The following is a 24,261-nucleotide window of genomic DNA, read 5'->3' on the forward strand; positions in this document are numbered from 1 at the left end:
CCCTACGGGTACATGTAGCGCCGCGACCACGGCAACTGCTCCACATCCCCCTCCGCCTTCCCGCACACGATCTGGTACAGATTGATCCTGCCATGCGCGAAGGCATACGCGCAGCCAGCCAGGTAGACGTGCCAGATGCGGAAACGCTTCTCGTCCGTCAACGTCCGGATGCGCTCCGCATTGCTCTCGAAATTGTCGGTCCAGATGGCGCAGGTCTTCGCGTAGTGGCGCCGCAGGTTTTCCACGTCGCGCACTTCCAGCCCGCCTTCCTGCATGGCCCGCACCACGGTCGACAGGTGGGCCAGTTCGCCGTGGGGAAAGACGTACTGGTCGATGAATTCGCCGCCGCCGTAGGGCGTGGCGCCGTTGTCGACGTTCGTGGTGGTGATCCCGTGGTTCATCACCACGCCGCCCGGAGCGAGCAGGCGGTTCACGCGTGAAAAATACTCGGACAGGTGCTGCACGCCCACGTGCTCGAACATGCCGACACTGGTGATGCGGTCGAACTGGCCGTCGACGTCGCGGTAGTCCTGCAGGAGGATCTCGATTTGCCCCTGCAGGCCGGCGCGTTCGACCCGCTCGCGCGCCAACGCAGCCTGGTTCTCGGACAGCGTGACGCCGACGCAACGCGCTCCAAAATGCTGTGCGGCGCGCAGCACCAGCGCGCCCCAGCCGCAGCCGATATCGAGTAGCGCCTGGCCGGGCCGCAGGTCGATCTTGCGCAGGATGTGGTCGATCTTCTTCTGCTGCGCCGTGGCGAGATCTTCGTCGCCGTTCTCGAAATAGGCGCAGGAATACACCATGCCCGGGTCGAGCCAGGCGGCGTAGAAATCGTTGGAGACGTCGTAGTGGTAGCGGATCGCCTCGGCGTCGGTGTGGCGCGTGTGCGGCGCGGCGCGGCGCAGCACCTCGCCCAGGCGGCTGCGCCCCTTGTCGAGGCTTGCGGCGAGGGCATTGCCGACGCTGATGATGTCGGCGGCGCGCCCCTTGATGTCGATCTCGCCCTCGACGTAGGCCTTGCCGAGGTTGTACAGCGAGGGAGAGCGCAGGTAGCGCAGGGCGGAGCGGTCGGGGACGCGGATGGTCACGCGCGGCGACTCGGACGAAAACTCGAGTTGCCGCCCGTCCCAGAGTTCGACCCGCAAGGGCAGGGAAAGCTTGTCACGCAGGCCTTCGCGCCAGGCCGACAGCATCATCTGTTCGAACACGCTCACCTCCGGCATCGCCGGCCGGCGTGCGCCAGCGAGGCGCCGCGGCCGCTCAGGGTTGCAGGCGCAGGCGCGTCCAGCTGCCGTCTTCCTGCCGCTCGTAGACGATGCGGTCGTGGAAGCGGGAGCGGCGCCCCTGCCAGAATTCCAGGCGTTCGGGCACGAGGCGGAAACCGCCCCAGTTATCCGGTCGCGCTGGATTGTCACCGGCCTGCCGTGCCACGGCTTCGTAATTCTGTTCCAGCTCGGCACGGCTGCCGATGGGAGCGCTCTGGTGCGAGGCGATGGCCGAAAGCCGGCTCTTCAGTGGCCGGCTGCGGAAATACCGGTCGCTTTCCTCGCTCGCGGTGCGCTCAACTCTTCCTTCGATGCGAACCTGGCGTTCGAGTTCGCTCCAAAAGAATAACAGAGCAGCATATTGATTATCCTCTAACTCTTGGCCTTTGCGGCTGTCGTAGTTGGTGTACCAGGTGAATCCGCGTTCGTCGAACTGCTTGACCAGCACGATGCGCGAGCTGGGGCGGCCGTTGGCGGCCACCGTGGCCACCGACATGGCGTTCGGCTCGTTCACCTCGGCCTTGAGCGCCTGCTCGAACCACTGCGTGAACTGCAGCATCGGGTCGTCCATCACGTCGGTCTCGTTCAGGCTGGCCTGCCCGTAGTCCTTGCGCAGGTCGGCCACCGCCTGGCCGATCGCCGCTGGCGCCGGCTCGGCGCCGATGCCGCGGCGGCGCTGCATGGCCTGGCCCAGCTGCGCCATCTGTTCCGGACTGAACAGGCGCAGCGCCATCGGCGCCATCGTGCCTTCCTCGCGCTCCATGTGGGACAAGTAGCGCTGGCTGAAGCGCTGCACCGCGCTGGCCGACAGCACCGCCGACTGGCCTTCTGCAATCGCTGTCAATTGTTCATGCAAGTCCTGCCACAGTGCGTCCATGTCCTTGTGGTCCTGCAGGATCACCGGCGCCAGCGCCTGCAGCGTGGCCGCGTCCTCGCCCTGGGCAACGGCGCGCAGCATCGGGATCAGGTCCTGTTCCTCGTCGTCGTGGTGCAGGTGGGCCGCCTTCTCGAAGTAGTTCAGGACCGCGCGCGCGGCCTGGCGCGCCTGCTCGTCGGCGCCGAATTCCGGCAGGTGGGCGAGCAGCTTGTCGAGGGTCGCCAGCTGCTTGCGGATGCGTCCGTGGCAGTGCTTGAGGACGGCGATCGGCTGGTCGAAATCGGGGGCGGTGTCGTGGAGGAGTTGAGTCATTGGCGTTTTGTTGACACACGAGAAGAATTTGATTGACGAGAAGTTATTTTAGTGCAGTTACGAAACGAAGGTCCGTTAAAATGGCGGGATGAACCTGATCGATACCCCATCCTTTGCAAGCACCCTGGACGATGAAGTCGACTTTGCGCGCCGCTTTGGCGGGATCGCGCGCCTCTATGGCGAGCGTGCTCTTGAACGCTTCCGTGCGGCGCACGTTTGCGTGATCGGTGTCGGCGGCGTCGGTTCCTGGATCGTCGAGGCGCTGGCGCGCAGCGCCGTGGGCCACCTGACCCTGATCGACCTCGACAATGTGGCCGAATCGAACATCAACCGCCAGCTGCAGGCGCTCACCTCGACCATCGGCATGGCGAAGATCGAGGCGCTGAAGGAACGCATCGCGCAGATCAACCCGTTTTGCAAGGTGACCCTGGTCGAGGACTTCATCGACCCGGAGAACCTCGAGTCCATGATTGCGGGTAAAGGTTTCGACTACGTGGTCGACGCCATCGATGGTGTCAAGTCGAAGGCGGCCCTGATCGCCTACTGCAGCGCCAACAAGCTGCCGCTGGTCGTCATCGGCGGCGCAGGCGGCCAGACGGATCCGACCAAAATCGAGGTGCGCGACCTGGCCCGTACCGAGCAGGAACCGCTGCTGAAAAAAGTGCGCAAGATCCTGCGCGCACAGTACGGTTTCGCCAAGGGCGAAAAGAACAAGTACCACATCGACGCCGTGTTCTCGATGGAGCCGCTGCGCTACCCGGAAAGCGGCGATGCCTGCGCGGTCGACCCGAACAGCATTACCGGCCTGAATTGCGCCGGCTTCGGTTCGAGCATGGTCGTTACCGCCAGCTTCGGCATGGTGGCGGCCGGCCACCTGCTGCGCAAGCTGGCCGACGCGGCCAATGCGGCGGCGGTGGAACCCGTGGTCAAAGCGGAAACTGTGCAAGCGGAAGAGGCCTTGCTATCATAGGATCAGTTATTGATCACTTTGATGGAAGAGCCCACATGATCCGTCGTACCGTATTCGCCGCGCTGATGCTGGCTGCAGTTATTGCACCTTCTGCCGCATCCGCCCAGGACACCGCCCAGCAGCAGGACGCGTCCAAGCCCACCACCCAGCCCGCGCCGGAGCAGCAGAACGTGCCACAGGCGACCCAGCCGCAGGCCGAACCGGCCGTTCCGGCCGTGCCGACGCCGCAAGTCGAGATCATCGACCGCGTGGTCGGCAAGGGCAAGGAAGCCACTGTCGGCAGCACCGTCTACGTCCACTACACCGGCTGGCTGCACAAGCCACTGGCGCCCAAGCAGCGCGGCAAGAAATTCGATTCCTCGGTCGACCGCGGCGAGCCGCTCGACTTCCAGCTGGGCGCGGGCCGCGTCATCAAGGGCTGGGACCAGGGCGTGGCCGGCATGAAGGTGGGCGGCAAGCGCACCCTGATCATCCCGAGCGCGCTGGCCTACGGCAAGCGCGGCGCTCCCGGCGGTATGATTCCGCCCGACGCCGACCTGATCTTCGACGTGGAACTGGTGAACGTCAAGTAAGTCAAAGCCAAGCAGGGGCGGGCAGAGCCCGCCTCCTAAACTGTGGGAGAGCGGCATGCGCATCGCGAACGACGTTACTGAACTCATCGGCAACACTCCACTCGTACGAATCCGCAGGCTCGCCCCGAACGCCGGGGCCGAGATCCTCGGCAAGCTCGAGTACCACAACCCCGCGCACAGCGTGAAGGACCGCATCGGCCTGGCCATGATCGAGGCTGCCGAGCGGGCCGGGCTGATCAAGCCGGACACCATCATCGTCGAACCCACCAGCGGCAACACCGGCATCGCACTGGCCATGGTGTGCGCCGCGCGCGCCTACCGCTGCAGGCTGGTGATGCCCGAAACCATGAGCAACGAGCGCCGCATGCTGCTGCGCGCCTACGGCGCCGAGCTGGTGCTCACGCCCGGCAGCGAAGGCATGCTGGGAGCGATCCGCCGCGCCGAGGAGCTGGTGGCGTCGGACCCGAACTGCTTCATGCCGCAGCAGTTCAATAATCCGGCCAACCCGGAAATCCACCGCAACACCACCGCCGAGGAAATCTGGCGCGACACTGACGGCAAGGTCGACATCCTGGTGGCCGGCGTCGGCACCGGCGGCACCATCACCGGCGTGAGCGACGTGATCAAGGCGCGCAAACCCGGCTTCAAGGCGATCGCCGTGGAACCGGAAGCCTCGCCGATGCTGTCGAAAGGCACCAAGGGCCCGCACCCGATCCAGGGCATCGGTGCCGGCTTCGTGCCGGCAGTACTCAATACCAGCGCCTACGACGAAGTCATCACCGTGAAGAACGAGGATGCCTTCGAGACGGCGCGCGCCGCGGCGCGCGAGGAAGGCCTGCTGGTCGGAATTTCGTCGGGCGCGGCGCTGTGGGCCGCGATCCAGGTGGCGCGGCGGCCGGAGAATGCGGGGAAGATGATCGTGACGATCATTCCGTCGTTTGGGGAGCGGTATTTGAGTACAGCGCTGTACGCCAATTTGGCGGGCTAAACGCTTCTGTTCTCACTGCTCATCGGAATTGGGTCCCGGCCTTCGCCGGGACGACGTGCGGATGGTGCGGGCGGAACGATGGCGCTACTTCTATTCACCTGCTCTTAAAACCGTCGTTCCGGCGAAGGCCGGAACCCAAGTTCGTAGCGTCCCTTCTGCTCCAAACGCACTCAGTGCGCATGCGCATGATGGTGGTCGTGATCATGATCATGATCATGATCGTGGTCGTGCTGTCCCTCCAGCGCGCAATCATGATGCGTCGTGCCTTCCTCCACCTGCAGCGTGCAGTGGTGGATGCCGAAATCGCTGCGCAGCTTCGCCACCATTTCGTCCAGCACCCGGTCGCCCGGATACCCGCCCGGCATCACCACGTGCGCCGTCAGCGCGTTCTCGGTGGTGCTCATCGCCCAGATGTGCAGGTCGTGCACTTCCTTTACGCCCGGCTGGCCGGCCAGGTAGCCCCGCACCGCGCCCGCATCCACGCTGGGCGGCACCGCCGCCATCGACATCTGCACCGACTCGCGCAGCAGCGACCAGGTGCCGAGCACGATCACGACCACGATCGCCAGGCTCACCGCCGGGTCGATCCAGGTCCAGCCGGTACTCATGATGACCAGGCCCGAGATCACCACGCCCAGCGACAGCGCTGCGTCGGCCGCCATGTGCAGGTAGGCGCCGCGCACGTTCAGGTCGCCCTTGCTGCCGGCCATGAACAGCCAGGCCGAGAAGCCGTTGATCGCCACGCCGATCGCCGCGACGATCGACACCGTCATGCCCTGCACCGGGGCCGGCTCGGCGAAGCGCTGCACCGCTTCCAGCGCGATGGCGCCGCAAGCGACCATCAGGAGCAGGCCGTTGCCCAGCGCCGCCAGGATCGACGAGCCGCGCAGGCCGTAGGTATAGCGGCCCTTCGGCGCGCTCTTGGCCAGCACCGCGGCGCCCCAGGCCAGCACCAGGCCCAGCACGTCGGACAGGTTATGGCCCGCGTCCGCCATCAGCGCGGTGGAGTGGGCGATGAAGCCGTAGATGAATTCGATGGCCACGAACAGCGTGTTGACGCCGATCGCCAGCGCAAAGGCGCGGCCGTGGCCGGCCGGGTCCGGCATGTGGTGATGGTGGTGGCCGAAGCCGTGGTGGTGGTCGTGACCGTGGTGATCGTGGTCGTGCTTGTGCGTGTTACTCATGCGTCCATTCCGGTTGCTGGTTCGGCGATGTGCTCGAACATGTTGGCGAGCAGGCTGCTGATGTGGGCATCGGCAGCCGAATAAAAGACCTGCTTGCCCTGGCGCTCGGCCTTGACGATGCGGGCCGCGCGCAGCAGGCGCAGGTGGTGGCTGACCAGCGAACTGGACAACTCGAGGGAAGCGGCGATGTCGCCCACCGCGGTCGGCTGCGCCAGGCAGGCCAGCACGATGCGCAGGCGGGTGGCGTCGCCGAGCAGGTGGAATAGGTCGGCCAGTTCCTCGACGGCGCCGGCCGCGTATCCGAATTCGGTAGCTGTTGTCATATTCAATATATGAAGATTTGTTCACATGTTACGTGAGCTCGCCGCGCCTGGCAAGTAGGCCTGCGCTCATGCGTTACCAAGCGCTGCGATCTTTTCGCGCACAAAACCGGTCAATGCCCTTGCAGCCGGCGAGGGGCTGGCGCGGTGTGGATAGACCACCCGCAGGGGCCAATCCTCGCCCAGCAGATGGGGAAACAGATTGACCAGCCTGCCATTTGCCAGCTCGGCATGGACGTCGAGCCGCGATTTATACGCGATGCCGGCCCCGGCCACTGCCCATGCATGAATCAAGGCGCCATCGTCACTCGAGCGGTTGCCGTGCACCTTGACCTGCACCGCGCGGCGCCGGTCGGTCAGGCGCCAGGTATTGAAGCCGCCGGCATCCAGGCCATGGATCAGGCAATTGTGATCCGCCAGATCCTCGATACGGCCCGGCAGCCCGTGCCGTGCCAGATAGCTTGGGGACGCCACGATGACGCGCCGGTTTGCTCCGAGCGTCTGGCTGATATACGAGGAATCGCGCAAGCGCCCATACCGGAACGTCATGTCGAATGGTTCCTGGAAGATGTCGACAAACCGGTCGACGCACTGCAAATGCACCCGCAGCTCGGGATGGCGCTCCTGGAACTCGTCCAGCCAGGGCTGCAGGACATGGCGCCCGACGTCGGACGGCGCCGAGATGCGCAGCAGTCCCGATATGTTTTGCGCTCCCTCCCTGAGCAGGACGATCCCGCGATCGAGCGTGTCGACCGCGTCCCGTGCATAGCGCAGGAAGCTCTCGCCCTGCGGAGTCAGGCGCATGCTCCGGGTCGAGCGCTCGAACAGGCGGCATTCCAGCGTCCGTTCCAGCCGCTTGATGCTGGCGCTGGCCGTCGCCACCAGCAGGCCAAGGTTCTGCGCCGCCTTGGTCAGGCTTCCTAGTTGTGCCGTTTGAATGAACAGCTGAAGTTCGGCCAGGTGGAACATGATCAAATCCTGTTTGAAAGTAATTCAAATTCCCATGCCTGTATTCTGCCGAAGAGCGCCCCGATAATGCAAACACTTCGAACGCTGTCCACATCAAGGTGATCTCATGAAAGCAGTTGGCCTGACGCGGTACCTCCCATTGGAACTGCCCGATTCATTGCAGGACTTCGACGTCCCGGTTCCCGCCATCGGGGAAAGGGACGTGCTGGTCGCCGTCAAGGCGGTGGCAGTCAATCCCCTGGACAACCGGGTGCGCAAGCCGAAGGACAAGATCGAGAGCACGCCGCGTATTCTCGGCTGGGATGTCGCGGGAACCGTGGTGGAGGTCGGCGCTGCCGTCACCCGCGTCAAGCAGGGCGACAAGGTGTATTACGCAGGTGACCTGGGACGTCCCGGCGGCTACAGCGAGTTCCATGCGGTCGACGAGCGCATTGTCGCCCACATGCCTGCAAGCCTCGATTTCGAATCCGCAGCCGGCCTGCCCTTGAGCGCACTCACGGCATGGGAGGCGCTGTTCGACCGGCTCGCGATCGCGCCGCACCAGGAGGCGGATCGCGAACGCAAGTCGATCCTGATCATCGGCGCAGCCGGCGGTGTCGGCTCGATGGCGGTGCAGCTTGCTGCCCGATATGCCGGCCTGCAGGTCATCGCCACGGCCTCGCGACCGCAGTCCGAAGCCTGGGTGCGGGAGTTGGGCGCGTCCCACGTGGTCAATCATTTCGGCGATATCCCGGCCCAGATCAGGGAGCTCGAAGTGGGGCCCATCGACTATGTGCTGCTGCTGGGCGACACCGCGGCCTACTTCCAGGTCGCGGCCGAGGTGGTGGCGCCGCAAGGCAAGATATGCGCGGCTGTCGAAGCGTCGGCGCCGGTCGACTTGAATCTGTTGTGGGACAAGAGCATCACCCTGGTGTGGGAGATGGTGTTTACCCGCACTGATTACCAGACTGCGGACATGGAGCGGCAGGGCCACATCCTGGCGCAGCTTGCGGACCTGATCGATGCCGGCGTGCTGCGCACGACAGTGGCCAAGGTACTCCAGCCCATCAACAGCACCAACGTGCATCATGCGCTGGCGACGCTGCGGCAAGGCCACGTGTCGGGAAAGATCGTCCTGAGCGGTTTCGACGGATGAGCCAGGCGAGCGCGCTGCTGGCCACCCTGGCCGGCATCTACCTGGCCGCCTGTATCAGCCCTGGCCCCAACTGGTTCCTGATCGGCGAACTGGCGGTGTCGCAGCGGCGCCGCGAAGCGGTCCAGGTCGCGCTTGGCATTGCTGCCGGCTCGACCACTTGGGCAACCCTGAGCATCACGGGCGTGGCCACGGTCCTGGCCCGGTATCCGGAATTCGGCTTCGCCTGGCGCGCGCTTGGGGCCGCCTACCTGATGTGGTGTGGAATGTCGATGTTACGGCGCGCAGGCGTCCCGTCCTTCGGTCCGGCGGCAGGGAGGGAATCGGCGTCGGGGATGCATCGACATCCCTTCCGCACCGGCTTGTCAGCAAGCCTTTCCAATCCCAAGGCTGGCTTGTTCTGGACGGGCGTCTTCGCCGCCAACGTTCCGGGTCAAGCACCCGTTTGGCTCGCCGTCGGGATCGTCGCCATGATTGCCGCGATGTCCAGTATCTTCCACGTCGGCCTGGCCCGGATGTTCCAGGCTGAAGCCTTGCAGGCAGGCTACCACCGGTATGGCGCCTGGATCCGGAGCTTCTCAGGGATGTTCCTGACGATGATCGGATTCAGGCTGATTCTGCTTCCATGAATCTTCAAGGGCGTGGGGGCGGCAGCTGGCCGTCGCTGTCGCGCACTTCCGCCGCGCCCAGCCCGAGCGGCTGCAGCTGCGGCAGGATGCGCTTGCGGTCGCCGACCGCGACCACCACCATCTTTTCCGGCGCCAGGTGTTTGCGCGCTGCTTCCTGCACCTGGGCAGCCGTCACGCTGGAAAGCTGGGCGGGCAGACGCGCGTAGTAATCGAGCGGCAAGCCGTAGACGAAGCTCTCGGCCAGGCTGGCGCCGATGTCGGCATTGGTCTCGAACTGTCCCGGCAAGGACAGCACCTGGGCGTCGCGCGCCGCATTCAGTTCGGCGGCGCTGAGCGGCGCGTTGCGCATCGCATTCACTTCCTTGAAGATCTCGCGCACCGAGGCGCCGGTGGCATCCTGCTGCACGCTGCCGGCGATGATGAAGGGACCCGGCGTGCGGTCGTAGCGGAAGTGCGAGTAGATGCCGTAGGTATAGCCCTCGGTCTCGCGCAGGTTGTTGTTGAGGCGGCTGGAGAACATGCCGCCCAGCGCGCCGTTCATCACCTGCAGCGCCGCGAAGTCGGCGTTGTCGCGCGCGACGCCAATGCTGCCGACCCGCAGCGCGGTCTGCACCGCGCCGGGCTGGTCGACCAGGACCAGGCGCGCGCGCGTTCCCGCCGGGTCGCCCGGGGTCCCGGCCGGCGCCTCGCCGCGCGCCCAGCTGGAAAAGCGCGCTTCCACCAGCGCCTTCAGCTCGGTGCGCGCGATGTCGCCCGAGACCACCAGCGCCGCGTTCTCCGGCACGTAGTGGCGCCGCCAGAACGCGACCAGGTCGTCGCGCGTGACGGCGCGGATCGCCGGTTCGGTGCCGAGTTGGCCATAGCCCTTCGGGTGCTCGCTGCCGTACAGGGCGCCCAGCGCCGTCACCGCGGCGACAGCTTCTGCGTCGTCACGCTGCTGGATCAGGTCGCCGATGCGGTCGGCGCGCTGGCGCTCGACTTCGGCGATGGGGAAGGCGGGACGCTGCACGATGTCGGCCAGGATGTCGAGCGCCGGGGCAAAGCTCGAGCGCAACGACAGCAGCGACACGGTGGAGGCGTCGGCGCCGCTGCCGGTGTCGAGGAAAGCGCCCAGCTGCGCGATCTCGTCGGCGATCTGCGGCGCGCTGCGGGTGGCCGTGCCTTCTTCCAGCATCTGGGCGGTGAAACCAGCCAGGCCGGGCAGCCCGTCCGGGTTGGCGGCGCTGCCGCTGCGCACCACCAGCTCGGCCGACACCAGTGGCAGGCCCGGCTTGTAGTGGTGGATCACGGTCAGGCCGTTGGCCAGCTTGAAGGCTTCGCCCTGCGGCAGCGTGAAGCGCGGCGCGGGCCCGGGCTTGGGCTGCTGCGCGCGCCAGGGTTCGGGGGCATTGATCGCATCGATGGCGTCCGGCTTGGCTGCGGCCTTCGCCGGGCTTTTCGCCTTGGCCAAGCGCGGATCGGTGATGACCGGCTTGCCCGGCAGGCCGGTAACGACGGCGCGCGCCTGCTTGGCCAGGTAGGTGCGCACCGCGCGCTGCACGTCGGCCGGGGTGATGCGGCGCAGGCTCTCGATGTCCTTGGCGAGGTAACCGGGGTCGCCCGTGTACTGGTTGTAGTGGTTGAGCTGGTCCGCGAGGCCGTCGCCGCCCAGCTTTTCGATGGTGCTCAGGAGCGCCGTCTCGAGGCTGTTGCGGGCGCGCTCGACTTCGCGCTGCGAGGGGCCGTGCTCGCGCAGCGCGGCGAGTTCCGCGTCGATCGCCGCTTCGATCGCGCGCGCTTCGATGCCTGGGCGCGCGGTGACGTCAATGACGAAGGTCGAGGTCAGGCCCTGGGAATTCTGGCTGGCGTCCACGTCCTGCGCGATCTGGCGCTCGTAGACCAGTTTCTTGTACAGGCGGCTGGACTTGCCGCCGCCGAGGATCTCCGCCGCCACCGCCAGTTCGGCGTCGCCGCTCTGGTAGGCCGGCGGCGTGAGCCAGCCCATGAACACGCGCGGCAGCTCCACGCGGTCGTACACGACCACCCGCCGCTCGCTGGTGATCGGCGGCGTCACCACGGCCGGACGGGCCACGGGCGCGCTGCGCCGGAAGCTGCCGAAGTAGCGCTCGACCAGGGCGCGGGTCTTGGCCTTGTCGATGTCGCCGGCGATGACGATGCTGGCATTGTTCGGGCCGTAGTAGCTGGCGAAGAACTGGCGCACGTCCTCCAGCTTCGCGTTCTGGATGTCGGTGTGCGAACCGATGATCGAGGCGTAGTAGGGATGACCCTTCGGGAACAGCGCATGGGCCAGCGCCTCGTGCACCAGCCCGTAAGGCTCCTCTTCGACCGTCTGGCGGCGCTCGTTGCGCACCACGTCCTGCTGGTTGCGCAGCGCCTTGTGGTCGATCACGTCGAGCAGGTAGCCCATGCGGTCGGCGTGCACCCACAGCGCCAGCTCCAGCTGGTTCGAGGGCACGGTGTCGTAGTAGCTGGTCTGGTCGTAGCCGGTGCCGCCGTTGCTGTCGGTGGCGCCGGCGCCTTCCAGCAGGCGGTCGGCCATGCCGCGCGGGATGTGGCGGGTCTGCGCGAACATCAGGTGCTCGAACAGGTGGGCGAAGCCGGTCAGTCCCGGCGCCTCGTTGGCGGGGCCGACGTGGTACCAGATGTTGACGGCCACGATCGGCAGGCGCCGGTCTTCGACCAGGATCAGCTGCAGGCCGTTGGCCAGGGTGGTTTTTTCGAAAGCGACGGCGGGCAGCGGAGCCGGCGCGGGTTCGGCGCCGGCCGTTGGGGTAAAGGTTGTCAGCATCAATATTGGAAAGAGCAGCCAGGAGAATTTCATCTCGTGCTCCGGTCAGTGGCAGGTGGCACGTCCATGGTCGAGTGTGGCGCCGGCCGGCACGCGACCTGGGTCGGCCGGCAGGAAGCGCCACTCGTAACTACCGTCCAGCAGGCGCAGCGCGAGGACGCCATCATAACTGGCTTCGCGCACTTCGCTGTGCGCGGTGAGCTGGAGGAAGGGCGTGGCATAGGCGCCGCCGGTGCCGACCACGAACTGGCGCAGCCCGCGCGCAGGGTCCAGCTGCCCGGCGGCATCCTGCGGCGCGAAGCGTTCGTAGTCGTGGTCGTGGCCCGACAGGACCAGCTCGGCGCCGGCCGCGTGCAGCAGCGCAAAGGCGTCGCGCATGCGGCCCGGACCGAGGTGTCCGCCCGAGCTGTACAGCGGGTGGTGCCAGAAGGCGAGGGTGCAGGTGGCGCTCTGGCGCGCCAGTTCCGCGCGCAGCCAGCGGATCTGGGCGGCGTGCGCAGCCCCCGCCAGGTTGCTGTCGAGCGAAATCACCAGCCAGCTGCCCAGCCGCAGGCTGTAATAGCCTTTGCCGGCGCGCTCGCCGAAATAGGCGAAATAAGGCCGGGCTCCCGGCGTCTGGTACTCATGGTTGCCGGGCGTGGGCCAGGTGCGCTCGCGGAAGCGCCCCCAGGTCGGGCCGTAGCAGCGCGCGAATTCCGCCGCCGCGCCCCTGGGGTAGGTGTGGTCGCCCAGGCTCAGGACGGCGGATTGCGGGTCGGCGCGCAGCAGCCCTTCCACCAGGGTGGCGGTGGCGGCCGCGCCCGACCAGCGCGGGTCGGGATGCTTGCAGCGTGCGATGTCGCCGGCCGCGTAGACCGTATAGGCGGCGCCCAGGGCCGGTCCAGCCGCTGCAAGCAGCGCCAGGCCGGCCAGCAGGGGCTGCCCCAATCGGATCATGGCCAGGTCCCGGGTCTTATTCGATCATCCGCAGCAGGCCCCGCAGCGCATGCGCCACGGTCTGCTCGCGCACCGCCTGGCGGTCGCCCTGGAACACCAGGCGCTCGGTATAGGTCGTGTCGCCGCGCGACCAGCCGAAGCAGACCGTGCCCACCGGTTTGCCCGGCACCGCGCCGGTCGGGCCGGCGATACCAGTGGTGGACACCGCGACGTCGGCGGTGCTGTTCGACAGGGCCCCCTCGGTCATCTTGCCGGCCACTTCCTCGCTCACTGAGCCGAACTGCGCGATGAGCGCGGCCGGCACCTCCAGCAGCTCGGTCTTGGAATTGTTGGAATAGGTGACGAAGCCGCAGTCGAACCAGCCGGTGGAACCCGGGATTTCGGTGATCGCCTGGGACACGCCGCCCCCGGTGCAGGACTCGGCGGTGGCCAGCACCAGGCGCTTGGCCTCGAGCGCCCGGCCAACTTTGGTAGCAAGATCTAGGATATCGTTCGTCACGTGAGGCTCCTTTGGGTGCGTGGGCGATGCCGTGATGCCCTGATGCGGATGTGGCGCACACGGGCGTGTGGTTCATTCTAGCGCGGTCCGTGCCGCGCTGACACAGAAGCGCGCAGGAAAAGCACCGTGGTGAACACGGCGAGCTACCCGCCAGGCATGAATTTGAATCGTAAATAGTTCCGTGCGACATGACACGAAACGGTCGGCTATGCTGTCAGCGCCGCCCACCGGGCCGGCGACTTCTTTTCCGTTTTCCGTAGGACCCTGGATGCCGCTCGAACGACATGCGCGTGACCGGATGGGGCCGGCGCAGGCGGGCGGCGCCGCCGCCGTCCGCCCTGCGTCCCCGCCGATGGGCCGGCATTTCCACGCTGGCGGCGTCCGCTCGCCCGGCCGGCCCGCGCTGGAGAGCGCATGAGCCAGCGCCGTTCCATCCGTAGCAAGCTGGTGCGGGCCGTAATGACCACCACGCTGGTCGCCCTGCTGGTATCGATTGCGATCATCATTGTCTACGACCTGCGCAGCTACCAGCGCAGCCTGCTGAACGACCTCGCCACCCAGGCCGAGCTGGTCGGCCACATGAGCTCGGCTGCGCTCAGCTTCGACGACCCGCGCCTGGCCAACGAGAACCTGGCGTTGCTGCGCACCCGTCCGCAGGTGCGCGCCGCCGCCATCTACGATGCCAACGGCGACCTGTTCGCCTCCTACCAGTCGCCAGGCGAGACGCGCGCGCTGCCCGCCGCGCTGTCCGGCGCGCCGTCGAGCGAGGGCGAGGACCTGGTGATCCACCAGCGCATCGTCGAGAACGGCGACACGCTCGGCACCGTCTACCTGCGCGCCGAAAACCGGCTGGTGCAGCGCACCCTCGACTACCTCAGCATCGCACTGGGGGTGACACTGTTCGCGATGGGGGTGGCCTACCTGCTGATGCGCCGCATGGGCCACGTGGTGACGGCGCCGATCGTCGCCATCACCGAGATCGCGCGCGACGTCGTCGCCACCCGCGACTACTCGCGCCGCGCGCCGCGCATCAGCAACGACGAAGCGGGGGAGCTGGTCGATTCCTTCAACGCCATGCTGACCGAGATCGAAGTCCGCACGCGCGAGCTGGAAACCTCGAGCAGCGAGATCGCACGCGAGGCGGCCGAGCGCTCGCGCGCCCAGCAGGAAGTGATGCGCCTGAACGAGCAACTGGAGCAGCGCGTGGACGAGCGCACCCTGCAGCTGGCGCTGGCCAATGCCGAACTGGCGAATGCGATCGAAGAGGCGCGCAGCGCCAACCAGGCCAAGTCGGCCTTCCTGTCCTCGATGAGCCACGAGCTGCGCACGCCGCTCAACGCAATCCTGGGTTTTGCCCAGATCCTGACGTCCGATTCGCTGCCCTCGACGCTCGAACAGAAGAAGGAGTTCGCCAGCCATATATTGAAGAGCGGCCGCCACCTGCTTACCCTGATCAACGAGATCCTCGACCTGGCCAAGGTGGAGTCGGGTACGGTGACGCTGTCGATGGAGCCGGTGGCGCTCAGCGACACGCTGGCGGAGACGCGCACCATGGTCGAGCCGATTGCCGCCGCGCGCGGTGTGCGCGTGCTGTTCCCCGACACGCCGGGTGCGGTGGTGCTGGCCGACCGCACGCGCCTGAAACAGGTGCTGCTCAACCTGCTGTCGAACGCGGTGAAGTACAACCGCGAGTCGGGCGCCGTGGTGGTCACCTGCGAACAGGTGGCCGCAAACCGGCTGCGCCTGTCGGTGCAGGACACCGGTGCGGGCCTGGACGCCGAACAGGTCGCGAGCCTGTTCCAGCCCTTCAACCGCCTGGGCCAGGAGGGCGGCAGCCAGGAGGGCACCGGCATCGGCCTGGTGGTGACCAAGCGCCTGGTCGAACTGATGGGCGGCAACATCGGCGTCACTAGCAGCCCGGGGGTGGGCAGCGTGTTCTGGATCGAGCTGGCCACCACCGCGCCGCTGGCCGCGCCAAGCGCCGAGGGTGTGGCGAGCGAAACGCCCGACGTGCAGACCGTGCCCGATGAAGGCGAGCCCCACCTGATCCTGTATGTCGAGGACAACCCGGCCAACCTGCGCCTGGTGGAAGAGATCGTGCGCTTCCGTTCCGACCTGCGCCTGCTGTCGGCGCTGGACGGCCACATCGGCCTGTCGCTGGCGCGCGCGCACCAGCCGGAGCTCATCCTGATGGACCTGAACCTGCCGGGCATGAGCGGCATCGAGGTGCTCAAGCAGCTGCGCGCCGACCCGCTCACATCGGGCATTCCGGTCATCGCCCTGACCGCCAACGCCATGCCGCGCGACATCGAGCGCGGCATGGCTGCGGGTTTCACCCGTTACCTGACCAAACCGATCGACATCGACAAGTTCACCGATGCGATCAACAGTACGCTGGCGCAGCGCCGTCCCGGGGACGACGCGCCGGCCGAAAGGAAGGCCGAATGATTTCATTGAACGACATCCGCCGCGCGCGCATCCTCGTCGTGGACGACGAACCCGTCAACGTCCAGCTGCTCGAATACCTCCTGAAGACCACGGGGTACGAGAACGTCTCGGCGACCTACGACCCGCGCCAGGTGGTGTCGATGCACCTGAAGCACCGCTACGACCTGATCATCCTCGACCTGCACATGCCGGGCATGGACGGCTTCGACGTGATGGAGGCGCTGAAACCCCTGGAAAGCGATTCCTGGCTGCCGGTGCTGGTGGTGACGGCCGAGCCGGACAAGAAGCTGGCGGCGCTGGAAGCCGGGGCGCGCGACTTCATCGGCAAGCCTTTCGACACGGTCGAGGTGATGACGCGCATCCGAAACCTGCTGGAAGTGCGCCTGCTGCACCGCGAATCGCAGGACTACGGCGTGCAGCTCGAGCGCGAGGTGCGCGAACGCACCGCCGAGCTGGCGCGTTTCCGCGGCGCGATGGATGCGACACCGGATGCGATCTTCCTGATCGATACCGCCAGCATGGCGATGGTCGACGTTTCGGACGGGGCCTGCCGCATGCTCGGCTTCTCGCGCGACGCGCTGCTGCGCATCGACCCGGTGGCCCTGGGCCTGGCCACGCGCGAACTGCTGGAGCGCCACCTGGCCGCCGACCTGCCGGCGCGTCCTCCCAGGAAGGAAGGGGCGGACGAACAGCGAGACGGCAAGGTGGAGTTCGGCGCGCTGCCGGGCGACATCGTCGAGACCGAGTTGCTGCGTGCCGGCGGCGCGGGCGCGGTGCCGGTCGAGATCAGCTGGAAGCTGCAGGACCTGGGCAAGAGCCGCATGCTGATCGCGGTGGCGCGCGACATCAGCGAACGCCTGCACGCGCAGGAGCGGATGCGCCACATGGCCAGCTACGACGCGCTCACCGGCCTGCCGAACCGCACCCTGTTCTTCCAGAACCTGCGCGAAGCCATCGAGCTGGCGCGCGACAAGAACTGGCGCGTGGCGGTGCTGTGCATCACGCTCGACCGCTTCAAGATCATCAACGATTCGCTCGGCACCGCGCGCGGCGACGAGCTGCTGGGCCAGTTCAGCACGCGCCTGGTGCGGGTGGTGCGCCTGCGCGATACGGTCGGACGCCTGGGCGGCGACGAGTTCGCGCTGTTCCTGACCATGACGCGCGACCAGCAGGAAGCGGTGAGCGTGGCCAACGAGATCCGCGAAACCCTGCGCGCACCGTTCGACCTGCACGGCCAGCAGGCCGCGCTGACGGCCAGCATCGGCATCGCCATGTATCCGGAAGACGCGACCGAACCGGGCGCGCTGGTCAAATACGCCGACACCGCGATGGTGCGCGCCAAGGAAGCAGGGCGCGACGGCTACCGCTTCTTCACCGCCGGCATGAACGTGCAGGTGCTGGCGCGCCTGGACCTCGAGCTGGCGCTGCGCGGCGCGCTCGAAGGCAACCAGTTCGTGCTGTACTACCAGCCCAAGCTGGAACTGAACACCGGGCGCATCTCGGGCGTGGAGGCGCTGCTGCGCTGGAACCGTCCGGGCTTCGGGCTGGTCTACCCGGCCGAGTTCGTGCCCATCATGGAAGAGACCGGGCTGGTGGTGCGGGTGGGCGAGTGGATCGTCGACGAAGCCTGCCGCCAGATCGCGGCCTGGAATGCGGGCGGCGTGCGCGACGTGCGAGTGGCGGTGAACGTGTCGAGCCGCCAGTTCGTCGAAGGCGACCTGGAAGGCGTGATCCGCGCTTCGCTCGAGAAGCACGGCGTGGAGCCGGGCCTGCTGGAACTGGAGCTCACCGAGAGCGCGTTGATGTCGAACGCCGAGCACACCATCGAGGTGCTGGGGCGCCTGAAGGATCTCGGCATCCGCATCGCGATCGACGACTTCGGCACCGGCTATTCCTCGCTCGCCTACCTCAAGCGCTTCCCGATCGACAAGCTCAAGATCGACATCGCTTTTGTCCGCGACATCGTCACCACGCCGGACGACGCCGCGATCGCGCTGGCCATCATCAGCATGGCGCACAGCTTGCACATGCAGGTGATCGCGGAAGGGGTGGAGACGCGCGCACAGATGGCGTATTTGCGGCGCAACCGCTGCGACGAGATCCAGGGCTTCCACTTTTCGCGCGCCTTGCCCGCCGACGAACTGGCGCGGCTGGTCGAGGAGAACCGCGCCCAGCCCGACCAGCCGCCGGCCCATGACGACAAGGTGCAGACCCTGCTCATCGTGGACGACGACGTCAACGTCCTCACTTCGCTGCACCGCCTGTTCAGGCGCGACAACTACCGCGTGCTGACGGCGTCTTCGCCGGCCGAAGGCTTCGAGCTGCTGGCGCTGTACCGGGTGCAGGTAATCGTGTGCGACCAGCGCATGCCGGTGATGAGCGGGACGGAGTTCCTCAGCAAGGTCAAGGAGATGTATCCGGAAACGATCCGCATCATCCTGTCCGGCTACACGGGGGTGGAATCGGTGCTGGATTCGATCAACCGCGGGGCGATCTACCGCTTCTACACCAAGCCCTGGCATGACCTGCAGCTGCGCGAGAACATCCGGCTGGCGTTCCGGCATTACTGGCTGACGTATGGGCCCTACGACGACCGCAAGGCGCCGCGGGAAGAGGAGAGGTCAAGCGCCGCCTGAGCGCGTTCAGCTGAAGTGATCCCATCCGCTGAGCTTGAGGTCGAGCGGCGCGCCGTCCGTAGCAACGAACCTCAAACCCGGCTCGGCCTCGATCCGCCCGACCCGTGTCACGGTAGTGCCACTGACCCGCCCCGCCTCCAGTACCGCCTCGCGCTGCTCGATGGGCGCCGTGAAGCACAGCTCGTAATCGTCTCCGCCCGCCGCCGTGAACCGGCGCCGCAGGTCCAGCGCCTGCCGCGCCAGTACTGGCCCCGCCGGCAAGGCGTCGACATCCAGCGTCGCCCCGGCCTGCGAGGCCGCGAGGATATGCCCGAGATCTCCCACCAGCCCGTCCGAGATGTCGAGCGCCGCATGCGCCACTGGCTGCTGCGCCAGCGCCAGACCCAGTGCCACGCGCGGCGTGGGCATGTGCATGCGCAGCGCCGCCTGGGCATGGTCTGCATCATCCAGCGCCACTTCCTTCCAGTACCCGGCCAGCGCCAGGCGCGCATCGCCCAGCGTCCCCGAGATCCAGATGTCGTCTCCCACCCGCGCCGCGTCGCGCCGCAACGCGTGGCCTGGCGCCAGCTCGCCGAACACGGTGATGCAGATGTTGAGCGGCCCCTTGGTCGTGTCGCCGCCGATCAGTTCGCAGTCATGGGCGTCGGCCAGCGCGAACAGGCCGCGCGAAAATCCTTCCAGCCACACCGGATCGGCAGCCGGCAAGGCCAGCGCCAGGGTGAAGCCGAGCGGGCGCGCGCCCATCGCGGCCAGGTCCGACAGGTTCACGGCCAGGCTTTTATGGCCCAGCATGAAAGGGTCGGCGCCTTTGAAGAAATGGCGGTCCTCGACCAGCATGTCCGAAGAGATCGCCAGCTGGCGGCCGGACGCGGGAGTGATCAGCGCGCAGTCGTCGCCGATGCCGAGGTCGGCCCTGCCCGGACGCGCGCGCTGGAAGAACTGCTTGATGAGGTCGAATTCGGAAAGCATGGAGCGGATTGTACCGATTTATAAGCAATGCTAATGGATGAGCTTGACTTATTGGCAAGCCTTCTACATCAAATGGCTTCTTGTTGAAAATACGTAGCCTTTGTCAAAGCCCAGTCTGATAAAATTGGAGGTTCCCCTCTAGTTTCAGGAAGGCTGCCCGGCATGGACTCGTCATCGGACAAGAAAGAAGAATTGCGTCAACAACTGCGTGCAGCAGCACTCGAATATCACCAGATTCCCCGCCCCGGCAAGATCAGCGTGACCCCGACCAAGGGCCTGCTGAACCAGCGCGACCTGGCGCTGGCGTATTCGCCGGGCGTCGCCGCGCCTTGCGAAGAAATCGTCAAGGACCCGGCCAACTCGTACAAGTACACTGCGCGCGGCAACCTGGTCGCCGTAATCTCGAACGGCACCGCCGTCCTCGGCCTGGGCAACATCGGCCCGCTGGCTTCCAAGCCGGTCATGGAAGGCAAGGGCGTGCTGTTCAAGAAGTTCGCGGCGATCGACGTGTTCGACATCGAGATCAACGAGAACGACCCGGACAAACTGGTCGACATCATCGCTTCGCTCGAGCCGACCTTCGGCGGCATCAACCTGGAAGACATCAAGGCCCCGGAGTGCTTCTACATCGAGCGTAAACTGCGCGAGCGCATGAAGATCCCGGTCTTCCACGATGACCAGCACGGCACCGCGATCATCGTCGGCGCGGCCATCCTGAACGGCCTGAAAGTCGTCAACAAGGACATCAGGAACTGCAAGCTGGTGGTGTCCGGCGCCGGCGCGGCCGCGCTGGCCTGCCTCGACCTGATCGTCGACCTCGGCTTCCCGATCGAGAACATTTTCGTGACCGACCTGGCCGGCGTGGTGTACAAGGGCCGTACCGAGCTGATGGACCCGGACAAGGAGCGCTTCGCGCAAGAGACCGAACACCGCTCGCTGCGCGAGGTGATCCCGGGCGCCGACATCTTCCTCGGCCTGTCGGCCGGCGGCGTCCTGAAACAGGACATGGTCGCCACCATGGCGCCGAACCCGCTGATCCTGGCGCTGGCCAACCCGAACCCGGAAATCCTGCCGGAAGACGTCAAGGCGGTGCGCAGCGACGCCATCATCGCCACCGGCCGTTCGGACTACCCGAACCAGGTCAACAACGTGCTCTGTTTCCCGTACATGTTCCGCGGCGCGCTGGACTGCGGCGCGACCACCATCACCCGCGAAATGGAAATCGCGGTGGTGCATGCGATCGCCGACCTGGCCCACGCCGAACAGTCGGACATCGTGGCCTCGGCCTACGGCATCAACAACCTGTCCTTCGGCCCGGAATACCTGATCCCGATGCCTTTCGATCCGCGCCTGCTGACCCACATCGCTCCGGCGGTGGCCAAGGCGGCCCAGGACGGCGGCGTCGCCACCCGTCCGATCGAAGACCTGGCCGCCTACGCCGAGAGCCTGCAGCAGTTCGTGTACCGCAGCGGCACCTTCATGAAGCCCCTGTTCTCGGTGGCCAAGGCCGCGCCGATGGAAGCCAAGCGCATCGTCTACGCCGAAGGCGAGGACGAGCGCGTGCTGCGCGCGGTGCAGGTGGTGGTCGACGAGAAGCTGGCGCGTCCGATCCTGGTCGGCCGTCCGGCGGTGCTGGAAAAGCGCATCGAGAAGTTCGGCCTGCGCCTGAAACTGGGCCAGCACGTGGACGTGATCAACCCCGACTTCGACGAGCGCTACCGCGAATACTGGCAGGCTTACTACGAGCTGGGCATGCGCAAGGGCGTGACCGTCGACATGGCCAAGCTCGAAATGCGCCGCCGCCATACCCTGATCGGCGCCATGATGGTCAAGAAGGGCGATGCCGATGGCCTGATCTGCGGCACCTACGGCACCACCCAGATGCACCTGCACTACATCGACCAGGTGCTGGGCAAGCGCGCCGGTTCCAACGTGTACGCGGCGATGAACTTCCTGATCACCCAGGACCGCCAGCTGGCCATCGTCGACACCCACGTCAACGAGAACCCGAACGCCCAGGAACTGGCCGAGATCACCGTGATGGCGGCCGAAGAGATGGAGCGCTTCGGCCTGCTCCCGCGCGCGGCCCTGCTGTCGCACTCGAACTTCGGCACCTACAACAGCGAATCGGCGCGCAAGATGCGCGCGGTGCTGCCGCTGGTGCAGGCTGCCAAGCCCGGCCTGGAAATCGACGGCGAGATGCACGGCGACACCGCGATCGAAGCCAAGGTACGCATGAAGATCATGCCGCACTCGGCCCTGACCGGCGACGCCAACCTCCTGGTGATGCCGAACATCGATGCCGCCAACATCTCCTACAACCTGGTCAAGAGCGCGGCCGGCAACGGCATCGCGATCGGCCCGGTGCTGCTCGGCTGCGCACGACCCGTGCACATCCTGACGCCGTCCTCGACGGTGCGCCGCATCGTCAACATGACGGCGTTGTGTGTTGTGGATGCAGTGTCGCAGCGGTAAGTAAGCGCTAACACGCGTTAAGACACGCGCCTGATCTGGCTTTTTGCGCTGCGTCAGGCGTTTTTGTCTCCGAGTTTCGCCATTTGTCTTCGCACAAATACAACGGTAACAAACCGTAAGCGGGCGACGTACCCCATCTGTTTCAGGGCATAATGTCGGGATAATTTGTTGCTTTTATTGCAGCTATTTCTACCGTGCAAGGTGCACGCATTATCCTCTCTGATACAATCCCGGCTGTCCTGATTTGCTGGGCCCGGCTGCCGGCAAGACCTCCTTCAAGAACCCAAGAATATGCAAACAACAAAAAGAGCCCTGATCACTGGCATTACCGGCCAGGATGGCGCCTACCTGGCGCAGATTCTCCTGGAGAAGGGTTACCACGTGACCGGCACTTTCCGCCGCTCCAGTTCCGTCAACTTCTGGCGCATCGAAGAGCTCGGCATCGACAAGCATCCGAACCTGGCGCTGGTCGAATATGACCTGACCGACCTGTCCTCGAGCATCCGCCTGGTCGAAAGCAGCCGGCCGGACGAGGTCTACAACCTGGCGGCGCAGAGCTTCGTCGGCGTGTCCTTCGAGCAGCCGGTCACCACCGCCTCGATCACGGGCCTGGGCGCGGTCAACCTGCTGGAAGCGATCCGCATCATCAACCCCAAGATCCGCTTCTACCAGGCCTCGACCTCCGAAATGTTCGGCAAGGTGCAGGCGATCCCCCAGGTGGAAGACACCCCGTTCTACCCGCGCAGCCCCTACGGCGTGGCCAAGCTGTACGCCCACTGGATGACGGTCAACTACCGCGAGTCCTATGGCATCTTCGGTTCCTCGGGCATCCTGTTCAACCACGAGTCGCCGCTGCGCGGCCGCGAATTCGTCACCCGCAAGATCACCGACTCGGTCGCCAAGATCGTCCTGAACAAGCTCGACGTGCTCGAGCTGGGCAACCTCGACGCCAAGCGCGACTGGGGCTTTGCCAAGGAATACGTGGAAGGCATGTGGCGCATCCTGCAGGCCGACGAGCCTGACACTTTCGTGCTGGCCACCAACCGCACCGAGACCGTGCGCGACTTCGTCAGCATGGCTTTCAAGGGCGCCGGCATCACCGTGGAATTCAGCGGCGAAGGCGAGAACGAAACCGGGCGCTGCACCCGTACCGGCAAGGAGCTGGTGCGCGTGTCGCCGAAGTTCTACCGCCCGGCCGAAGTCGACCTGCTGATCGGCGATCCGGCCAAGGCCAAGCGCGTGCTCGGCTGGGAGCCCAAGACCACGCTCGAAGAACTGTGCCAGATGATGGTCGACGCCGACCTGCGTCGCAACGAAATCGGATTCTCGTTCTAAATCATGGAACGCATGGCCACGGATGACATCCCGGCGTTCATCGGCGGGAGGGAAGGCGAGGGACGGCGCGCGCTCATCACGGGCCTGCGCGGTTTCACCGGCTACTACATGGCGCAGGAGCTCACGGCTGCCGGCTACCGTGTCTACGGCACCGTCATGCCGGGTGAAGAGCTGGGACCGGACATCCATGCCGTCGACCTGTGCGACCGCGAAGCGGTGCAGCGCATGGTCGACGAGGTGCAGCCCGACGTGGTCGCGCACCTGGCCGGCATCGCCTTCGTGGCCCACACCAATTCCGAACTGATCTACCGCGTCAACGTGGTCGGCACGCGCAACCTGCTGGAGGCGCTCGCCAACGGCAAGCACCGCCCCACCAGCGTGCTGTTGGCCTCTTCGGCCAACATCTACGGCAACGCCAGCGTGCCCGTCATCGACGAGAACGTGGCGCCCGCGCCGGCCAACGACTACGCCGTTTCCAAGCTGGCCATGGAATACATGGCGCGCCTGTGGATGGACAAGCTGCCGATCGTCATCGCGCGCCCGTTCAACTACACCGGTATCGGCCAGGCCGAGAACTTCCTGCTGCCGAAGATCGTGTCGCACTTCCGCCGCAACGAGAAGCGCATCGAGCTGGGCAACCTGGCGATCGCGCGCGACTTCTCCGACGTGCGCATGGTGGCGCGCGCCTACCGCCGCCTGATGGCCGTGGCGCCGAGCGGCGAAGCCTTCAACGTCTGCTCCGGCAGCTCGCACTCGCTGGCCAATCTCATCGACATGATGAGCGAGATCGCCGGCTACCACATCGACGTCCACGTCAACCCGGCCTTTGTCCGCGCCAACGACGTGCTGACGCTGGCGGGCAGCAACAGCAAGCTGACCGCCGTCATCGGCCAACTCGAACCGACGCCGCTGTCCGAGACGCTGCGCTGGATGTACCTGGCGTGAGTGGCGGCGGTC

At 66.2% G+C, this 24,261-nt stretch carries 19 protein-coding genes; 10 read left to right on the plus strand and 9 right to left on the minus strand.

The annotated features are described in order from the left end of the window. Window positions 1-2: 2 nt before the first annotated feature. Both GV068_RS18045 and pdxH read right to left on the minus strand, forming a co-directional pair. Window positions 3-1,208, minus strand: a complete 1,206-nt coding sequence (locus tag GV068_RS18045) for a cyclopropane-fatty-acyl-phospholipid synthase family protein (RefSeq protein ID WP_229464304.1) — start codon at window positions 1,206-1,208, stop codon at window positions 3-5. Between the two features lie 52 nt (window positions 1,209-1,260). After that, window positions 1,261-2,454: a pyridoxamine 5'-phosphate oxidase gene (gene pdxH, locus GV068_RS18050; protein ID WP_159700865.1), complete on the minus strand. Its 1,194-nt coding sequence runs from the start codon at window positions 2,452-2,454 to the stop codon at window positions 1,261-1,263. An 88-nt stretch (window positions 2,455-2,542) separates the two neighbouring features. Here pdxH and tcdA point away from each other — a divergent pair, with 88 nt between their 5' ends. Genes tcdA through cysK form a run of 3 tightly spaced genes read left to right on the plus strand, consistent with a single transcriptional unit; the run spans window position 2,543 to window position 4,984 of the window. Next, window positions 2,543-3,424, plus strand: coding sequence for a tRNA cyclic N6-threonylcarbamoyladenosine(37) synthase TcdA (gene tcdA, locus GV068_RS18055; RefSeq protein ID WP_159700868.1), 882 nt, complete (start codon window positions 2,543-2,545; stop codon window positions 3,422-3,424). A gap of 35 nt (window positions 3,425-3,459) precedes the next feature. Continuing rightward, window positions 3,460-3,996 carry an FKBP-type peptidyl-prolyl cis-trans isomerase gene (locus GV068_RS18060; protein ID WP_159700871.1) on the plus strand — a complete coding sequence of 179 codons (537 nt, stop codon included), beginning with the start codon at window positions 3,460-3,462 and terminating at the stop codon, window positions 3,994-3,996. A gap of 55 nt (window positions 3,997-4,051) precedes the next feature. Then, on the plus strand, window positions 4,052-4,984 hold the full coding sequence (cysK, locus tag GV068_RS18065) for a cysteine synthase A (RefSeq protein ID WP_159700874.1): 933 nt from the start codon (window positions 4,052-4,054) through the stop codon (window positions 4,982-4,984). Between the two features lie 170 nt (window positions 4,985-5,154). Here cysK and GV068_RS18070 read toward each other — a convergent pair whose 3' ends face one another. From GV068_RS18070 to GV068_RS18080, 3 genes are all read right to left on the minus strand, one after another. Beyond that, entirely contained in the window at window positions 5,155-6,168 is a 1,014-nt protein-coding gene (locus GV068_RS18070) for a cation diffusion facilitator family transporter (RefSeq protein ID WP_159700877.1), read from the minus strand. Continuing rightward, a complete protein-coding gene (locus GV068_RS18075; protein ID WP_159700880.1) occupies window positions 6,165-6,491 on the minus strand; it encodes a helix-turn-helix transcriptional regulator in 327 nt (108 codons plus the stop codon). Before GV068_RS18075 ends, GV068_RS18070 begins: the two co-directional genes overlap by 4 nt. 66 nt (window positions 6,492-6,557) lie before the next feature. Beyond that, window positions 6,558-7,457: a LysR family transcriptional regulator gene (locus tag GV068_RS18080; RefSeq protein ID WP_201303310.1), complete on the minus strand. Its 900-nt coding sequence runs from the start codon at window positions 7,455-7,457 to the stop codon at window positions 6,558-6,560. Between the two features lie 106 nt (window positions 7,458-7,563). On the opposite strand from GV068_RS18080, the gene GV068_RS18085 reads away from it, so the two are divergent. After that, window positions 7,564-8,592, plus strand: coding sequence for a zinc-binding alcohol dehydrogenase family protein (locus GV068_RS18085; protein WP_159700887.1), 1,029 nt, complete (start codon window positions 7,564-7,566; stop codon window positions 8,590-8,592). Then, window positions 8,589-9,218 (plus strand): LysE family translocator, encoded by a 630-nt coding sequence (locus tag GV068_RS18090; protein ID WP_159700890.1) that lies wholly within the window; start codon window positions 8,589-8,591, stop codon window positions 9,216-9,218. The genes GV068_RS18085 and GV068_RS18090 overlap by 4 nt, the downstream gene beginning before the upstream one ends. Before the next feature lie 4 nt (window positions 9,219-9,222). Here GV068_RS18090 and GV068_RS18095 read toward each other — a convergent pair whose 3' ends face one another. From GV068_RS18095 to GV068_RS18105, 3 genes are read right to left on the minus strand one after another with little or no spacing between them, the layout of a single operon-like run. Then, window positions 9,223-12,006 (minus strand): pitrilysin family protein, encoded by a 2,784-nt coding sequence (locus GV068_RS18095; protein WP_229464307.1) that lies wholly within the window; start codon window positions 12,004-12,006, stop codon window positions 9,223-9,225. A 45-nt stretch (window positions 12,007-12,051) separates the two neighbouring features. Continuing rightward, window positions 12,052-12,942, minus strand: a complete 891-nt coding sequence (locus GV068_RS18100) for a metallophosphoesterase (RefSeq protein ID WP_229464308.1) — start codon at window positions 12,940-12,942, stop codon at window positions 12,052-12,054. Between the two features lie 16 nt (window positions 12,943-12,958). Continuing rightward, window positions 12,959-13,441 carry a CinA family protein gene (locus GV068_RS18105; RefSeq protein ID WP_159700896.1) on the minus strand — a complete coding sequence of 161 codons (483 nt, stop codon included), beginning with the start codon at window positions 13,439-13,441 and terminating at the stop codon, window positions 12,959-12,961. A 414-nt stretch (window positions 13,442-13,855) separates the two neighbouring features. Here GV068_RS18105 and GV068_RS18110 point away from each other — a divergent pair, with 414 nt between their 5' ends. Together GV068_RS18110 and GV068_RS18115 are read left to right on the plus strand one after the other, a co-directional pair. After that, window positions 13,856-15,889 carry an ATP-binding protein gene (locus GV068_RS18110; protein ID WP_159700899.1) on the plus strand — a complete coding sequence of 678 codons (2,034 nt, stop codon included), beginning with the start codon at window positions 13,856-13,858 and terminating at the stop codon, window positions 15,887-15,889. Further along, window positions 15,886-18,525, plus strand: coding sequence for an EAL domain-containing protein (locus GV068_RS18115; protein WP_159700902.1), 2,640 nt, complete (start codon window positions 15,886-15,888; stop codon window positions 18,523-18,525). Before GV068_RS18110 ends, GV068_RS18115 begins: the two co-directional genes overlap by 4 nt. A gap of 6 nt (window positions 18,526-18,531) precedes the next feature. Here the strand turns inward: GV068_RS18115 and thiL are convergent, their stop codons facing one another. Beyond that, entirely contained in the window at window positions 18,532-19,494 is a 963-nt protein-coding gene (gene thiL, locus GV068_RS18120; protein ID WP_159700905.1) for a thiamine-phosphate kinase, read from the minus strand. A gap of 162 nt (window positions 19,495-19,656) precedes the next feature. On the opposite strand from thiL, the gene GV068_RS18125 reads away from it, so the two are divergent. The 3 genes from GV068_RS18125 (at window position 19,657) to GV068_RS18135 (ending at window position 24,249) form a co-directional block, all read left to right on the plus strand. Next, complete coding sequence (locus GV068_RS18125; RefSeq protein ID WP_159700908.1) at window positions 19,657-21,969, plus strand: NADP-dependent malic enzyme; 2,313 nt, start codon at window positions 19,657-19,659, stop codon at window positions 21,967-21,969. A gap of 291 nt (window positions 21,970-22,260) precedes the next feature. Continuing rightward, the gene (gene gmd / locus GV068_RS18130; protein ID WP_159700911.1) at window positions 22,261-23,304 is read left to right on the plus strand and encodes a GDP-mannose 4,6-dehydratase; all 1,044 of its coding nucleotides are present in this window, start codon (window positions 22,261-22,263) and stop codon (window positions 23,302-23,304) included. Between the two features lie 12 nt (window positions 23,305-23,316). Continuing rightward, window positions 23,317-24,249, plus strand: a complete 933-nt coding sequence (locus tag GV068_RS18135) for a GDP-mannose 4,6-dehydratase (RefSeq protein ID WP_229464310.1) — start codon at window positions 23,317-23,319, stop codon at window positions 24,247-24,249. Window positions 24,250-24,261 lie beyond the last annotated feature (12 nt).

Source organism: Massilia sp. 9I (assembly GCF_902506415.1).
In the GTDB taxonomy this organism is placed as follows: domain Bacteria; phylum Pseudomonadota; class Gammaproteobacteria; order Burkholderiales; family Burkholderiaceae_D; genus Telluria.

Excerpts from the sequence above, each read along its gene's own strand:
- pdxH (WP_159700865.1), bottom strand. The coding sequence starts at position 2,454 with ATGACTCAACTCCTCCACGACACCGCCCCCGATTTCGACCAGCCGATC.
- tcdA (WP_159700868.1), top strand. The coding sequence starts at position 2,543 with ATGAACCTGATCGATACCCCATCCTTTGCAAGCACCCTGGACGATGAA.
- GV068_RS18060 (WP_159700871.1), top strand. The coding sequence starts at position 3,460 with ATGATCCGTCGTACCGTATTCGCCGCGCTGATGCTGGCTGCAGTTATT.
- cysK (WP_159700874.1), top strand. The coding sequence starts at position 4,052 with ATGCGCATCGCGAACGACGTTACTGAACTCATCGGCAACACTCCACTC.
- GV068_RS18070 (WP_159700877.1), bottom strand. The coding sequence starts at position 6,168 with ATGAGTAACACGCACAAGCACGACCACGATCACCACGGTCACGACCAC.
- GV068_RS18075 (WP_159700880.1), bottom strand. The coding sequence starts at position 6,491 with ATGACAACAGCTACCGAATTCGGATACGCGGCCGGCGCCGTCGAGGAA.
- GV068_RS18080 (WP_201303310.1), bottom strand. The coding sequence starts at position 7,457 with ATGTTCCACCTGGCCGAACTTCAGCTGTTCATTCAAACGGCACAACTA.
- GV068_RS18085 (WP_159700887.1), top strand. The coding sequence starts at position 7,564 with ATGAAAGCAGTTGGCCTGACGCGGTACCTCCCATTGGAACTGCCCGAT.
- GV068_RS18090 (WP_159700890.1), top strand. The coding sequence starts at position 8,589 with ATGAGCCAGGCGAGCGCGCTGCTGGCCACCCTGGCCGGCATCTACCTG.
- GV068_RS18095 (WP_229464307.1), bottom strand. The coding sequence starts at position 12,006 with ATGCTGACAACCTTTACCCCAACGGCCGGCGCCGAACCCGCGCCGGCT.
- GV068_RS18100 (WP_229464308.1), bottom strand. The coding sequence starts at position 12,942 with ATGATCCGATTGGGGCAGCCCCTGCTGGCCGGCCTGGCGCTGCTTGCA.
- GV068_RS18110 (WP_159700899.1), top strand. The coding sequence starts at position 13,856 with ATGAGCCAGCGCCGTTCCATCCGTAGCAAGCTGGTGCGGGCCGTAATG.
- GV068_RS18115 (WP_159700902.1), top strand. The coding sequence starts at position 15,886 with ATGATTTCATTGAACGACATCCGCCGCGCGCGCATCCTCGTCGTGGAC.
- thiL (WP_159700905.1), bottom strand. The coding sequence starts at position 19,494 with ATGCTTTCCGAATTCGACCTCATCAAGCAGTTCTTCCAGCGCGCGCGT.
- GV068_RS18125 (WP_159700908.1), top strand. The coding sequence starts at position 19,657 with ATGGACTCGTCATCGGACAAGAAAGAAGAATTGCGTCAACAACTGCGT.
- gmd (WP_159700911.1), top strand. The coding sequence starts at position 22,261 with ATGCAAACAACAAAAAGAGCCCTGATCACTGGCATTACCGGCCAGGAT.
- GV068_RS18135 (WP_229464310.1), top strand. The coding sequence starts at position 23,317 with ATGGCCACGGATGACATCCCGGCGTTCATCGGCGGGAGGGAAGGCGAG.